This window comes from Shinella sp. OV683, assembly GCF_057787725.1.
Map to the genome: position 1 here is coordinate 1,383,210 of NZ_CM173543.1, position 13,690 is coordinate 1,396,899.

General features: G+C 57.6%; 12 protein-coding genes and 1 other RNA gene. 7 read left to right on the forward strand and 6 right to left on the reverse strand.

Annotated features, from left to right (window positions below; all coding sequences use genetic code 11):
- Positions 1-23 precede the first annotated feature (23 nt).
- Positions 24-1,448, forward strand: a complete 1,425-nt coding sequence (locus ACXHRN_RS06610; RefSeq protein ID WP_488641848.1) for a serine hydrolase domain-containing protein — start codon at positions 24-26, stop codon at positions 1,446-1,448.
- A gap of 31 nt (positions 1,449-1,479) precedes the next feature.
- On the opposite strand, the gene ACXHRN_RS06615 is transcribed toward ACXHRN_RS06610, so the two are convergent.
- The 3 genes from ACXHRN_RS06615 to ACXHRN_RS06625 all read right to left on the reverse strand — a co-directional run bounded on the left by ACXHRN_RS06615 (position 1,480) and on the right by ACXHRN_RS06625 (position 4,750).
- The gene (locus ACXHRN_RS06615) at positions 1,480-2,193 is read right to left on the reverse strand and encodes a transglycosylase SLT domain-containing protein (RefSeq protein ID WP_488640536.1); all 714 of its coding nucleotides are present in this window, start codon (positions 2,191-2,193) and stop codon (positions 1,480-1,482) included.
- Between the two features lie 387 nt (positions 2,194-2,580).
- The gene (locus ACXHRN_RS06620; RefSeq protein ID WP_488640537.1) at positions 2,581-3,792 is read right to left on the reverse strand and encodes a pyrophosphate--fructose-6-phosphate 1-phosphotransferase; all 1,212 of its coding nucleotides are present in this window, start codon (positions 3,790-3,792) and stop codon (positions 2,581-2,583) included.
- Between the two features lie 82 nt (positions 3,793-3,874).
- A complete protein-coding gene (locus ACXHRN_RS06625; protein ID WP_488640538.1) occupies positions 3,875-4,750 on the reverse strand; it encodes a DMT family transporter in 876 nt (291 codons plus the stop codon).
- Positions 4,751-5,194: 444 nt separating this feature from the next.
- Between ACXHRN_RS06625 and ACXHRN_RS06630 the strand changes: the two genes are divergently transcribed.
- A complete protein-coding gene (locus ACXHRN_RS06630; protein ID WP_488640539.1) occupies positions 5,195-5,905 on the forward strand; it encodes a TerB family tellurite resistance protein in 711 nt (236 codons plus the stop codon).
- Positions 5,902-6,660 (forward strand): N-acetylmuramoyl-L-alanine amidase, encoded by a 759-nt coding sequence (locus ACXHRN_RS06635; protein ID WP_488640540.1) that lies wholly within the window; start codon positions 5,902-5,904, stop codon positions 6,658-6,660. Before ACXHRN_RS06630 ends, ACXHRN_RS06635 begins: the two co-directional genes overlap by 4 nt.
- A 79-nt stretch (positions 6,661-6,739) precedes the next feature.
- Here the strand turns inward: ACXHRN_RS06635 and ACXHRN_RS06640 are convergent, their stop codons facing one another.
- Positions 6,740-7,429: a hypothetical protein gene (locus ACXHRN_RS06640; RefSeq protein ID WP_488640541.1), complete on the reverse strand. Its 690-nt coding sequence runs from the start codon at positions 7,427-7,429 to the stop codon at positions 6,740-6,742.
- A 15-nt stretch (positions 7,430-7,444) separates the two neighbouring features.
- Positions 7,445-8,560: a GSCFA domain-containing protein gene (locus ACXHRN_RS06645; RefSeq protein ID WP_488640542.1), complete on the reverse strand. Its 1,116-nt coding sequence runs from the start codon at positions 8,558-8,560 to the stop codon at positions 7,445-7,447.
- 189 nt (positions 8,561-8,749) lie between these two features.
- On the opposite strand from ACXHRN_RS06645, the gene ACXHRN_RS06650 reads away from it, so the two are divergent.
- Entirely contained in the window at positions 8,750-9,943 is a 1,194-nt protein-coding gene (locus ACXHRN_RS06650) for an NAD(P)/FAD-dependent oxidoreductase (RefSeq protein WP_488640543.1), read from the forward strand.
- 80 nt (positions 9,944-10,023) lie between these two features.
- Positions 10,024-10,414: RNase P RNA component class A (rnpB, locus tag ACXHRN_RS06655), an RNA gene on the forward strand.
- A 40-nt stretch (positions 10,415-10,454) separates the two neighbouring features.
- On the opposite strand, the gene ACXHRN_RS06660 is transcribed toward rnpB, so the two are convergent.
- Complete coding sequence (locus ACXHRN_RS06660; protein WP_488640544.1) at positions 10,455-11,600, reverse strand: hypothetical protein; 1,146 nt, start codon at positions 11,598-11,600, stop codon at positions 10,455-10,457.
- Positions 11,601-12,214: 614 nt separating this feature from the next.
- On the opposite strand from ACXHRN_RS06660, the gene mraZ reads away from it, so the two are divergent.
- Both mraZ and rsmH read left to right on the forward strand, forming a co-directional pair.
- Entirely contained in the window at positions 12,215-12,652 is a 438-nt protein-coding gene (gene mraZ / locus ACXHRN_RS06665) for a division/cell wall cluster transcriptional repressor MraZ (protein ID WP_488640545.1), read from the forward strand.
- 20 nt (positions 12,653-12,672) lie between these two features.
- On the forward strand, positions 12,673-13,689 hold the full coding sequence (gene rsmH, locus ACXHRN_RS06670; RefSeq protein ID WP_488640546.1) for a 16S rRNA (cytosine(1402)-N(4))-methyltransferase RsmH: 1,017 nt from the start codon (positions 12,673-12,675) through the stop codon (positions 13,687-13,689).
- The last annotated feature ends 1 nt before the right edge of the window (position 13,690 follow it).

Genomic DNA, 13,690 nt, shown 5'->3' on the forward strand with positions numbered 1-13,690 from the left:
GAAGAAGGAGTAGCGCATTGCGTATGGTTGGCAAAATCGCCAAGTGGCTTGCCATTGTGGTTGTCGTGGTCATTGTTGGAGCTACAGGCTGGCTCTATTTCTTCCCCCCGGAACTGATCCGCGTCGGTGCTGCCTACTCCGCCAAGATCGCCTGCTCCAATGCCTTCCTCGCCCATCGTGATGCCGCGGCCGTGCTGGCTGACGATGTTCAGGCGCCGGGACATCCGCTGCTAAAGCATATCGAGCTCGAAAAGGTCGGCGATGATGGCTATGCCGCCAGCCTCTACGGTATCCTGGCCAGGGAGACAGCGATCTATCGCGAGGGCCTGGGCTGTACAGTTGTTGCGGACCATGATCTCGAGGCTGCGCGCAAGTTGCGTTTGGTCGCACGTCCGACCGTGGTCGGCGAGTCCGATTATGAATGGCCGATGGGCGACCAGGTCAGCCTCGCGCCCAACAACCGGGTCACCGCTGTACTGGCCGATGCGGCTTTGACAGGTCCGGGCATGCGCGCCGTCGTCGTCGTCAAGGACGGCAAGATCGTTGGCGAAACCTACGGCAAGGGCTATGCGGCGGATACGCCGCTGTTGGGCTGGTCGATGACCAAGACGGTGACTGGCGCGCTGGTTGGCGCCCGCGTCGCCGAGGGCAAGCTTCGCTGGGATCAGGACAAGCTGTTTGCCGACTGGACCGATGATCGCGCCAAGATCAAGATCTCCGACCTGATGGCGATGCAGAGCGGTCTTAGCCTCGAAGAGACCTATGGCGATGTCAACGATGTCACTCGCATGCTGTTTCTCGAACCAGACCAGTCAAAGTTCGTCGAAGGCAAACTGCTTGAGGCTCCACCGGGTACCAAGTGGAAATACACGACCGGTTCAGCCGTGCTGCTCAGCAAGATCTGGATGAATACCTTCGCCGATGAGCAGGAAGCGCTTTCCTACCCGCGCAAGGCACTGTTTGGGCCGATCGGCATGCGCAGCGCCGTTATGGAGACCGACGAGAGCGGTACATTCTCAGGTGGCTCGCTGATGTATGCGACTGGGCGCGACTGGGCGCGTTTCGGCCTTCTCTTGGCCGACAAGGGCGACTGGAACGGCGTGCAGGTGCTGCCGGAGGATTTTGCGGAGATGGCCGGAACGGCGACGTCTTTGTCGAATGGCCAATATACCGAAGGCCTGGCTTGGAAGATGGGCCCTCAGAACCTGCCGAACGAGAAGTTGGGACTGCCTGCGGACACCTTCTGGGCGCAGGGGCATGATGGCCAATATATCGCGATCATTCCGTCCGAGAAGCTCGTCGTGGTGCGTATGGGCCTGACGCCCGAAAAGCTTGGCTATGAGCCGGAAGAAATGGTTTCGAAGGTGATGGCCGCTGCGCGGGAAATGCCAGGAGATGACGAGCAGGTGCCGGATGCGGCAGGCGAAAGCGATGCAGGCGAAGAGTAGAAAAGAAAATAAGAAAAAGGTCTGCTGAAAATCACTTCATGTCGAGGTCGTCGAGGAGGTCTTTCCTCTTGGCCTCGTAATAGTAGCCGGTGCGATAGAGCCAATCAGCTTTCTTGGCGTCTTTCTCGGCAACCACCCAGGCGCCTTTGAGATACTTCACTGCATATTTGAGATTGGTCTCAGCGTCGAGTAGTCCGGTCGGGCTGCCCTGGTAGCCAAGGCCGCGGGCGGTGTTGTAGCGAATCTGCATCAGGCCCCAATTGCCGCGATGGACCGCACTCGGATTGTAGTTGGTTTCGCGACGGACCACATGATGGACCAGCGATTCCGGCACGTCATAGAGCGCCGCATATTTGTTGATCAACTGGTTGAGGTCGGTGTTCTTGGTCGACGTCACGAAAGGATCGAGCGAGCGGGTCTTCGGCTGCACCTCGACGAGCGCTGCGCTGGCCGTTAGTTCCGGCTGGCCGAAGCTGTCCTGCAGAACTTCCGGATTGCTGTTGGTGGCATTGACGATCGCGGCATTCGCCATGGCTTCCTGGCCCATGGCTGGATCGGCAGAAGCAAGCTGAATCTGTCCGAGGGCAGCGGCCGCCTCGTTGGCCGGCTTGGCCGACGGGATCGCATAGGCCATTGCCACCGACTTGTCAGTCGCCATGTCGATCGGCGTAGTCTGCATGGCAGCGGCATCTGCATTAGCAGGCGCAAGCGCTGTTGTATCGGTCTGCTGCAACTGCGTCAGCATTGCAATTTCTTCAGTGGAAGGCTTGGTAGGCGGAACGACGGAGTAAACCTTGGAAGACTGACAAGAGGCCAACGCACCCATGATCCCAGAGACCACAGCTATCTGTCTGGCCAACTTGATATTTTGTCTCATGGCAATGCCCGCATTTTATGATTGTTCTGCCCCCCGCGAAGCAGAAAGTATTCACAAATCGTTACGCCCTGATACCTCATTAACTTTTGGTCGGCAACCCTCGCCAATGAATTTAACAACCATTTGGCGATTAACTAAAAATATAATCAATTTTTAATTGAGAGTGAACGGGCAGTATGCGGCGCTAATCTTTTGTTAAAACAAGGATTTGGGGACGCACCCGGCGATCCGGGCGCGCCGCACAATTTTTCCGTTTCAGAGCTCCGACCACGACTGTCCGATGTGATCCATCATTTCACCAAACCATGCAACCGAGGTGTCGAAGTGCTTGCCGCCGGCGATTCTCTCGAATTCGATGGTGCGCAGCTTGCCGTTCTTGTCCTCGTCATGGCCGGTGACACCGGAAACACGGTTCAGCGCGCTTTCGACGGCAAGGTCGACCATGCTCTGGATGAGCCTGAGATCGTCGATATTGGCGGGTGCTGAACGGGCGAAATAGCCCGATTTCTGCACCATTGAACGCTCCGCACCGATGATCTGGCCTATCTGCTTGGAAAACCAGTTGCCGACATTGATCGTGTCGATCTTCACATGGCCGAAGGCGTCGCGTTTGATCTGCTCGCCGGCGGCTTCGCGTTCGGCGACGATCGCATCGACGCCTGCGCCTTCCGAGACGAAGACGGTGACGAAGCCGGACTTGTCCATGATCTTCTTGAGACGTGCGCCTTCCCTCTCGAAATCGAAATCGAGTTCGGGAATATAGACGCCATCGATGTTCTTGAGCTGGGTGTTCATCATCAGCCCCTCGACATATTCGTTATGCCGGGTTTTCTGGATATAGGCGCGGGCGGTCGCCGCCGTCAGCCAGCCGCAATGACGGCCCATCACTTCGTGGACGACCAGCGAGCGCGGTGCGGCGCTCTGTTCGTTGGAGACGTGGTCGAAGAAATGCGCGCCAACTTCAGCGGCAGTCCAAGCGCCCAGCGATTGCTTGATCGGCACGACGTCGTTGTCGACGGTCTTCGGCAGGCCGACCACTGTGAGATTGTAGCCGTTTGCGCCGAGATAGGCGGCGAGATCGGCGGCTGTCGTGTTGGTGTCGTCGCCACCGATCGTGTGCAGGATGGTGACGCCATCCTTGGTCAGCCGTTCGGCCGCAACCCGCAGCGGGTTCTCACCTTCCTTGACCAGGCCTCGCTTGAAGCAGTCGGCAGCATTGGTGAGCTTGACGCGGCTGTTGCCGATCGGCGAGCCGCCATGGCGGTGCAGGAGATAGGCGCGCTCGCGCATGTCCTTGGTGATCTGGATCGAATCTCCCAGCAGTACTCCCTGGTAGCCTGAGCGATAGGCGATCAGCTCGACGTCCGGGGCGATGTCGCTGTAGCGCTCGATCAACCCGCCGACAGCGGAAGAAAGACAGGGGGCAAGGCCGCCGGCGGTGAGCAGTGCAGCTTTCTGTTTCGCCATTTTCATCTCCATGCGCGTCTAATGTAAGTGCTTGATGATGCACATGGATGGGCCAGTCAGCGGGCCCTGTAAAGTGAAGAAATCATGAAAAACGGGCTTTTCTCGCCGCCCAGACCGTCAAAATAACCAGAAATGCGAATATAACCGTTTCAAGCGTCACATGCTCGCTGAGCAGCACTGTGGAAAAACCCAGCGTGAAGAAGCTTTGCAGCAGCTGCACCTGCGAGACACGCGCCGTGCCGCCCCGCGCCAGCCCCTCGTTCCAGAAAACGAAGCCGCCGAACATCGACATGAGTCCAAGATAGGCAAGTCCGCCATAGGCCAGCGGTGCGGGCGTGTGGATGCCGCTGCTCGCCGTCACCATCGTGCCGATCAGCGTGAAGGGCAGGGTGACGACCAAAGCCCAGGAGATCGACTCCCAGCCGGAGAGAATTCGCGAAAGCCGCGCCGACAGTACATAGCCGAAGCCTGCCGAAATCGCGGCCGCCAACAGCCAGAGATCGCCAACGGCCGGGTGAAAGCCGCTCTCGCGGATCGAATAGGCAATCACCAAAGCGGCTCCGACCACGCCGCAGAGCCAGAAGAGCGGGCTTGGCCGCTCGCCTTCGACAATCGCGGCGAAGATCGAGGTCAACAGCGGCAGCAGGCCGAGAATGACCCCGCCATGGCTCGCGGGCAAGGTTTGCATGGCAATCGACGAAAACACCGGAAACCCGAAGACAAGGCAGATGCCAATCACCACAAGGATAAGGCCATGACCTTTTGGCCAGCGTTTGCCGTTGTAGAAAAGAAAGCATGACGCGGCGATGGTGGCGATGACCGCACGACCGAAGGTGACGAACAGCGGTGAAAAGCCTGCCAGCGCCAGCCGCGTCATCGGCAGCGTCGCGCTGAAGATTGCCACGCCGATGAAGCCGAGGATGAGTCCGGTTTTCTGGGAGGAAATGGAGGGCGACATCGATGCTCCGATAAAAACCCGTCGTCGCACGCACATTCCCATGCGGTCCAATGAGTTTCCGTGAACTTCAGCATAATTCTGGTGATGAATCGATCCGCGGATCGTTTGGCCACCGCTGCAAAAATATGTGGTTTGGAACAATATTGCGCGTGGAGGCGCTTGGCTTGCTCGCTTTGCCGCCGGCAGTTTCGCTGCCCCGGCTCTGCAAGACGGCGTCGTCATCAAGGTCAAGAAGCGCGTCTGCACGTAATCGAGCAGTTCGAACCGTTCCAGGCTTGAGCTGTCTCATCGGAGATGGCCCGTTCTCATTTTTGGCGCAATTCGATAATCTATATTCCCGCGTACCGTCACATGACGAAAATTTGATCCTGTCATTTGCTTGCATTTCCATGGATTATTGTTCAACGTTTGACGAGCTCTCACGATTTGCAGCCGGGTGCGCCTATGTCCTTCTGGGAAAAACTAATGAATGCGGTCGCCGACACCGCCACGAACACGCTTTCGTGCCTTGTCGAGGCGATTCGCACGCTGTTCGAAGGTGATCCGGAAACGCGCCGCAAGGTGGCATTTTCCGTTGCCGTGATCGCGCTTTCGGCAAAGATGGCCAAGGCGGACGGCGTGGTCACCGAGACCGAGGTCAGGGCGTTCCAGGAAGTGTTCAAATATCCCGAGGAAGAAGCCAAGAACGTCGCGCGGCTCTATAATTTGGCCAAGCAGGATGTGACAGGCTTTGAGGCGTATGCCGAAAAGCTCTCGGGTCTTTGCAGCTCGCGGCAGGCCAATTGCCCGGTATTGGAAAACGTTCTCGATGGCTTGTTCCACATAGCCAAGGCCGATGGTGCGATCCACGAGAAGGAGATGTCCTTCCTTGAGAATGTCGCTGACATCTTCCATGTCTCCGAGCAGCAGTTCGAGCGGATTACGGCGCGGCATGTCTATGTCGAGGGCCGCGACCCCTATATCGTGCTCGGCGTATCCCGCAAGGATGATTTCCAGACGATCCGGCAGCAATATCGCAATCTCGTCAAGGAACACCATCCCGACAAGCTGATCGCGCGCGGCATGCCGGCGTCCTTCCATGCGATCGCCCATGATCGGATGGCGAAGTTCAACGCTGCCTATTCGGCGATCGAAAGAGAATTGCGCGCTGCATGACTGCCTTCCTTCCGGACTATCCCGCGGCCGAAGTGCGGCCGTCGCCCAATCACGGCGAGCGCAGGGATGGCCGGCAGCCCGACATGATCATCCTCCATTATACCGGCATGCCGACCGCTGAAGCGGCTCTCGACTGGCTGACGGTGCCGGAGAGTGATGTCTCCAGCCACTACATGGTGTTCGAGGATGGTCGCGTCGTCCAGCTGGTTCCAGAGGCACGGCGAGCCTGGCATGCCGGCAGGAGCTTCTGGAAGGGCGAGACCGACATCAATTCCTGTTCGATCGGCATCGAGATCGCCAATGCCGGCCATCCCGGCGGCTTGCCGGATTTTCCTGGTTTGCAGATCGAAGCCGTGACTGCCCTCTGTCAGGATATCCTCAGCCGCAATTTCATCCCGAGCGAGCGGGTGCTGGCGCATTCCGATGTCGCGCCGGTCCGCAAGGTCGATCCGGGCGAGAAGTTTCCGTGGGACCAATTGGCTGTCTTCGGCGTCGGCCACTATGTCGAGCCAGCGCCCATCGGCGGCGGCCGGTTCTTCCAGCGCGGCGATGGCGGCCCGCCGGTCCAGGCGTTGCAGGCGATGCTGGCGCTCTATGGCTACAATACGCCTGTCAACGGCGAGTTCTGCGATCGCACCGAGGGCGACGTCGCAGCTTTCCAGCGCCATTTCCGCCGCGAGCTGGTCGACGGCATCGCGGATTTCTCGACCATCGATACATTGCACCGGCTGCTGACAGCGCTGCCGCGCGTTTAGCCCAGCGGAAATCTATTCCACCAGGTCCAATCAGATTGGTCAATGCGAGGTAGTGACCCGTCGCACTCGATATTGGCGGTCACTTCATCTGCGCGAAGGCGGATCTCAGCCAAAGAGAGCCGAATGTGGCGTTCATATGCCACCGATCGGTATCAGGATGCAGTTCGTTGGATAGCTCGTCGCCGATATCCAGCCGACGTGACCCTGACGAGAACTCGCTCTTCGTATTCCATCCGTCCAGCGTGACTGTCGGCTGCATTATGAAATGCACACCGCTTCTCCCCAGGCTCTCGCTAAAAGCCTCGTAGGCATCAGCGTAGCTCAAAAATTGAGGCTGTACGGGATCGTCAGGCCCCTTTGCCGGCTGAGGATCGTGGCCAACGTAGATTGGTGCTGCTGTTGCGGATCGTATCAGTTCAACGAGCCTAAGATTGACGCTCCGTCCGCATAGGTCCAGGCAAAGCTGTGCCTTGACTGCGCTCGACAAGCGACTGTCCATCGCTGGAATGGGCATGGCCGATGCGTAGACGATGAATGCGTCGTAATCCGCTAGCTTGATTTCTCCAATCCCACCGCTTGTACGGGTTATGCTGTCCCTAATAATATCATTGCGTGGCACCAAAATCTTGTTCTTGAGCTTCAGCTGTGACAACCATTTTCCCCGAGCTCCGAAGAACATAAGTTTGTGCTGACTGAACTCGCTGAATATTTGGTCCCAACCCAGTTTCAGGCTTGCAATATGGCTATTTCCAAGAACGCATACGCGCATTTATAGAACCTATGTTTATCGAGAAAAGGCATCTAGCAGTTCTTCTTCGCAAACTACATCGTCGCGCGTGGCAGCCTGTTTCGGTGCGGTTCCTTTTTCTTCCCTTGCCTTGATCCGACGTTGCCTTTTTTCCTTCATTGCTTGCCTGCGATTTACAACTTGAGACGACTGCACATCGGGAAAAGCTGCCTTGAGGCATGTGAACAGGCAACTCATCACATGGTTGACGCCCACATGATTGACACTTCGTTGGTTGGCCTCAAAGAAAACGCCCCTGAACGGAGTGGAACTGACGATCTCATAAGATGGGAAATAGTCGACATAATCTATTTCACGTGCCACTTGGCCAGCTACGGCCCGCAATATCGACTTGGATTCCATCGTTGCAACAAGCACGTGATTGCCAGACTTCGTGGCAGTCAATGGGACCGGCGAGACCGTCAGCAAGAACTTGATCTCAGGGTTCAGCGTTCTGATTTTTTCAATGGCCTGTGTCAGGTTTTCCAGAATGAACACGTAATTCTGCTGGAAGAACTCGTGTCTCGATTCATCAAACTCGCCTGCTGCCGTACCGGGGCACATTGGATATTCGTATTTTCCCCGTCGATTAAACCAGCTCTCGGTCAATCCGAGAGTGAAGACGAAAATCTTGGCAGACAGGATCGAATCCCTAAAGGATTCGATAGCCATGTCTCGAGACCGCAAGATTTCCTCCTTCGAGGCAAAGCCGCCTGGCTCGATTACGGGGCGGAAAGGATCGAAGAAACGGCCATCCTTCTCCCAGATCTCGTTTGGCGGTATCGTGTCGCCACAGGCCCAGCTCACCCACTGCCTTAGCAGGGAAACTGTATAGATGTTGCCGGTGCGCGCGGAAAAAACACCGTAGTTGAAGTTTTTGGCATGCTGTTCTGTCAGTCCGAGAGGCGCTTGTTCACTTATCAGCCAATTGAAGCCTCGCTCATGCAGCGCCCTGCCGAAATGCTGCGCAAAGCAGGATCCGTAGGTGGCCACGCCATCGCTGGGTTTGATATCGTATTTGGGCGACCAAAGTTCAGAGATGTCAAACATGTTGCGATTCGCAACCGCAGGAGCCCAAAAGGCTCGCTTATCGAGATTGGTATACGGATTCATAGCCGCCTGCACTCACAAATCTTATCTGGTGTATCGGAAGCTTGTCAGCGCATGCCGTAAAAGTCTAGCTTTGTTTTTCGTCGACACAAGGCGGTAGGTCAGATTGCATCGAGCTGCTTTCCGGACAGCTTATCATCTTGTTTCGTTGGGTTCGCCATTCCATAACATGTGGAAAAACGAAGGTGAATCATGAATCCCGATTTCCAATACGCCATTGTCGGCCGCGGCTTAACCGGTTCGGCCGCCGCCCGTCATCTCGCTGAACAGGTGCCCGGCGTGGTGTTGATCGGGCCGGATGAGCCCGAGGACCGCCAGAGCCACAAGGGGGTGTTCGCGAGCCACTACGACGAGGGGCGGATCACGCGCACCATCGATCCCGACGAGAATTGGGCGCGGTTCGCCAATCGCTCGATTGCCCGCTATCGAGATGTCGAAGCGCGCAGTGGCGTGGCCTTCTTCGGCGAGAAAGGCTGCTTGATCTCCGGCCTGACGACCGGACGCAGCCAGCAATATATGGCGGATGTTCGTGAAGCTGCGACCAAGCTTGGCGTTAAGCCTGAATTGCATGATGATGCCGGACTGGTGGCGAAATTCCCCTATTTTAGCTTCCCCAAGGGTTCCGACGCGGTGTTCGAGCCCGAGCGTGCGGGCCATGTGAGTCCGCGACGGCTGGTGGCTGCACAGACTGCACTGACGGAGAAGGCCGGCGGCAGGGTGATCCGTGATTATACGACAGCCATCCGTCAGAAGGATGGCTATGTCGAGATCGATCTTGCCGGTGGACAGGTGATCACCGCGGCCAAAGTGCTGGTGGCAGCGGGTGGCTTTACCAACGGGCCGGGGCTTTTGCCCGAGGCGCTGGACCTGAAGGTCTATGGGCGCACCGTCAGTTTCTTTGAAGTCGACGAGGACGAGGCTGCTCGGCTGTCTTCCATGCCGTCGATGATCTACGAGCCGGAAGATATCATGATGGGCATCTATCTGCTGCCGCCCATTCTCTATCCCGATGGCAAATATTATCTCAAGATCGGTGGCGATATCGTCGACATTCCGTTGCCGACCCATGCCGACGTGCTCGAATGGTTCCAGACCGGTGGCGATGCGGTAAATCACGCGCATCTGGTCGCCACGATGCGTGAACTGATGCCGGATCTGAAGATCAAGGGCATCACCAACACGACCTGCGTCACGTCCTATACGCCACCCAACTATCCCGCGATCGGCTGGACATCACAGCCGTCGATCGGTGTGATGGCGGGTGGCTGCGGGGCGGCGGCCAAGAGTTCGGACGAGATCGGCCGGCTGGGTGCTGAACTACTGCTGCACGGACGGATCGTCGATGATGGCTATCCGACGGCAGATTTCGTGCCGCGTTTTCTCTGAGCGGAAAACTTTCCGCAATTTTGCGGAAATAACTCCGCATTCGCTTTCAATCCTGCCATCGCTGGTCTAAGGGGTGCCTGCCAGTTGGCCGGGCAGCCGCGCTTTGCATTGTCGAAAGACCGCAGGGTGAGGAAAGTCCGGGCTCCACGGAAACACGGCGCCGGATAACGTCCGGCGGGGGCGACCCCAGGGAAAGTGCCACAGAGAACGAACCGCCCGGCTTGCCGGGTAAGGGTGAAAAGGTGGGGTAAGAGCCCACCGCGGATCTGGCGACAGAGACGGCATGGCAAACCCCGCCGGGAGCAAGACCGAATAGGGATGGCGCGCATGCGCAAGCATCAGGCCCGTTTCCGGGCCAGCCATCCGGGTGGGTTGCGAGAGGCGGCGCGCAAGCGTCGTCCCAGATGAATGGCTGCCACGTTCCGGGCAACCGGAGCCATACAGAACCCGGCTTACAGGCCAACTGGCATTTTTCCTTCAGGCTTGCAAACGACGGGCTGAGCTACGAGGCCTAAAGCAGGAAATCCGCTGCACTGAGTGTGTCGATGTCGATGTTTTCCATGGTGAGGACGTCACCGGCACCGAGGTTAATGATCACATCATTTCCGGACTGGGTCATGTGATTTTGCCTGAGGTCCGAATAGTCATCGACCTCAACATCGTCAAACTGAATGATGTCGTGCCCGGCGCCCTTGGCGACGAAACCGTGGATCGTGTCCATGTCGAAGTTATCGGCGAACAGAAACACGTCCTGGCCGCCAAGCCCATTGATATCGTCGTTGCCAGCGAGCGCCCTGAAAGTTTCATCGCGGTTTGATCCCCTCAGCGTGTCCGCAAATTTGGTCGCCAGAATTGATTCCACGTTGGAAACGTGGTCGGTGTTGCCGTAGGGATCGATGACAATGCCACTGGCGAAATTGGCAGTAATACCGTTGTTGCCGCCATAGTTTGCATCGAAGCTGTAGTCGACTGTGTCGGTACCACCTCTGCCGTCGAGGACATCGTTTCCTTTAAGGAGGGCGAACTTTTCGTCCACACTGCTGCCCCTGAAGATGTCACGCATCTCGGTTCCCCGATATTTCTCGAAGTTCGAAATGATATCGTGACCACCCCACGGGTTTGTGGCAGTTCCTTTGGCCGCATCAAGTACGACGCCGCTCTTCTGAGGGAAGTCGTGTTCCCAAAATGCGGTCAACTGGTAGAAGAGCTGATCCTCTCCCGCACCGCCGTTCAATCTGTTGTTCCCCGGGCCGGCCCGGAACAGGTCGTCGCCGCCTCGACCATTAATGATGTCGTTACCGGCATCGGGCGACGTCATCAGTTCCTCCGATCCATTGGTGCCGGTGATCGTGTCGTTGCCCTTGATCAGAAATCGCAAGACCTCGAGCATCGCATATGGATCGGCATCAAGTGCCTTGGTGTTCAGCTGGCTAAAGCTCAGCGACAAGTCCGAGACGTCGAAGATGATCCTGCCATGACTGTCCCTGATCTCGACATCCGAAACCACGCCGGTGACGTTGCCGGGACCGGATGAATCGAGGTTTTTGCCGGTCACGGAAATCGTATTGCCCCCAGCATCCTCATACTCTGCGCTGGTGGTGGTTTCGCTCTCCTGGGACATGGTTGAAAACTGCTCGTACCATTCCTGGTCGTTCAAGGTTTCGTATGTTCCGCCCCTGCCCAATTGGATCGTGGCCATGAATCAATGCCTCCCCCTCTCCAGGGCGCGGATGCTATCCGATTTCATGATGTGTTTCTATTTTAGTTGAGTTGAAAACAGTCCTATTCGTGGGTATTCCGCACGGGCGGCATCGAAAGGGGCTTGGGCAGCACCGCAGGCGGCTGAAACCCAAAAAGCACAGCACAAGGAAATGTTTCGATCGGCCGCGGTGTGCCATACGCCGGCTTCGGGATGCCGCGGTCTCGCAATTTTTCGCCTGCCGCTTTCCAAATATCTGGAATCGTTAGGCAAATTTCGGAGCTTCAAATGTGTTTTTAACCGGTCGTTAAACTTAACAGCTTATGAATAATTGATCCGGAGTGCCGGTTCATTAGCTTATTCCCATTGACGCCCAAAATGTCCCATGGTATCCCAAAGATGCACTTTCACAGGGCGATATGAAGCCCGCTTCATATCAGGTGCGACCCGGCCGAGGGGTTTGGCCGGTTTGCCTGCGAACGCAAGACAGGACCTTGGGTTCGCAAGCAAAATCAAGTGCATGACGGCTCCGTCTCGCGTAGCCGAGTGCCTGGAAGCGGATGTATTGCGTCATGGGCCGGTTCCTTTCGAGTGCCACGAACAAGATCGATGCAAAAGGTCGGGCCTCCGTGCCCGCCACCTTCCGCAGCGTCTTGTCTTCGCAGGGTATCGAGGAGCTGTATGGCTTTCAGGATTTTCACTATCCGGCGATCAATATCGGCGGTCCGGAGCTGCTCGCCCGTTTCGAGCGGCGCCTCGAGGATCTGGACCCGTTTTCGCTGGCAACGAACAGGATTTCGCTGCTCATTCATGGTGGCGGGGTCTTCATGAAGCTCGATCCGGAAGGGCGCCTGATGGTGACGGATTTCATCCGTTCCTATACGGGCATCGAGGGCGAGGTGACCTTCGTCGGACGGGCGGACTACTTTCAGCTGTGGCGGCCGGAGCAATTCCTGGCGGCCCAGAAAGCAGCAAGAGAGGAACTGCGGGGGAACGGCCCCGGTTCCTGAGAATGTGGGGTAAGGGAATTATGGCGGATCGTGGCAGCGACTCTAGCGATGCCATTGGCGGACCAAGTCGCCATATTCCGGTCATGCTGGCCGAGGTGCTCACGCATCTCGCGCCGGCCCCCGGTCAAATCATCCTGGATGGCACCTTTGGCGCTGGGGGATACTCCAGCGCCATTCTCGACGCCGGCGCCGAGGTAATCGGTCTCGACCGCGACCCCACGGCGATTGCAGCGGCGCAGCCGCTCGTCGATCGCTATAAGGGCAGGCTGACGCTGCACCAGACCAAATTTTCGGCACTGGACAAATTCGCGCCTGAAGGCGGTCTCGACGGCGTCGTGCTGGATATCGGTGTTTCTTCCATGCAGATCGATGAGGCCGATCGCGGCTTTTCCTTCCAGCGGAATGGCCCGCTCGACATGCGCATGTCGAATGCCGGCGTCAGTGCCGCCGATGTCGTCAATCGTGCCAAGCTCAGCGACCTCATCCGCATCTTCTCGTTTCTCGGCGAAGAGCGCCAGGCAAGCCGGATCGCCCGCGCCATCGAAAAGCGCCGCCTCGACAAGCCGTTCGAAACCACGCGCGACCTCGCCGGCATGATCGAGATCGTCACACCCCGCAAGATGACCGACAAGATCCATCCCGCCACCCGCGTGTTTCAGGCGTTGCGCGTTTTCGTCAACAACGAGCTTGGCGAACTCGCCGTTGCGCTGTTTGCCGCCGAGCGAGCCTTGAAGCCGGGCGGCCGGCTGGTGGTGGTGTCGTTCCATTCGCTGGAAGACCGGATGGTCAAGCGCTTCTTTGCCGATCGCGCCGGAAAGGCATCGGGCTCGCGGCATTTGCCGGAGGTCCATCAAGCGCCGGAGATCTTCAAGCTGACGAGCAAGCAGGCTGTACTGGCAAGCGAAGCCGAGGCTGAGATCAATCCACGTGCCCGCTCTGCAAAACTGCGCGGCGGCATCCGGACCACGGCAAAGGCCGCCAAGCCGGATCTCGCGATATTCGACCTGCCCAATCTCGCCGATATTGAGAGACTGTAAT

What these genes read in the sequence shown, in the direction of transcription:
- ACXHRN_RS06650 (WP_488640543.1), top strand. Translation starts at nt 8,750, where the DNA reads ATGAATCCCGATTTCCAATACGCCATTGTCGGCCGCGGCTTAACCGGT.
- ACXHRN_RS06635 (WP_488640540.1), top strand. Translation starts at nt 5,902, where the DNA reads ATGACTGCCTTCCTTCCGGACTATCCCGCGGCCGAAGTGCGGCCGTCG.
- ACXHRN_RS06625 (WP_488640538.1), bottom strand. Translation starts at nt 4,750, where the DNA reads ATGTCGCCCTCCATTTCCTCCCAGAAAACCGGACTCATCCTCGGCTTC.
- ACXHRN_RS06630 (WP_488640539.1), top strand. Translation starts at nt 5,195, where the DNA reads ATGTCCTTCTGGGAAAAACTAATGAATGCGGTCGCCGACACCGCCACG.
- rsmH (WP_488640546.1), top strand. Translation starts at nt 12,673, where the DNA reads ATGGCGGATCGTGGCAGCGACTCTAGCGATGCCATTGGCGGACCAAGT.
- ACXHRN_RS06640 (WP_488640541.1), bottom strand. Translation starts at nt 7,429, where the DNA reads ATGCGCGTATGCGTTCTTGGAAATAGCCATATTGCAAGCCTGAAACTG.
- ACXHRN_RS06645 (WP_488640542.1), bottom strand. Translation starts at nt 8,560, where the DNA reads ATGAATCCGTATACCAATCTCGATAAGCGAGCCTTTTGGGCTCCTGCG.
- ACXHRN_RS06620 (WP_488640537.1), bottom strand. Translation starts at nt 3,792, where the DNA reads ATGGCGAAACAGAAAGCTGCACTGCTCACCGCCGGCGGCCTTGCCCCC.
- ACXHRN_RS06610 (WP_488641848.1), top strand. Translation starts at nt 24, where the DNA reads ATGGTTGGCAAAATCGCCAAGTGGCTTGCCATTGTGGTTGTCGTGGTC.
- ACXHRN_RS06615 (WP_488640536.1), bottom strand. Translation starts at nt 2,193, where the DNA reads ATGCTGACGCAGTTGCAGCAGACCGATACAACAGCGCTTGCGCCTGCT.
- mraZ (WP_488640545.1), top strand. Translation starts at nt 12,215, where the DNA reads ATGGGCCGGTTCCTTTCGAGTGCCACGAACAAGATCGATGCAAAAGGT.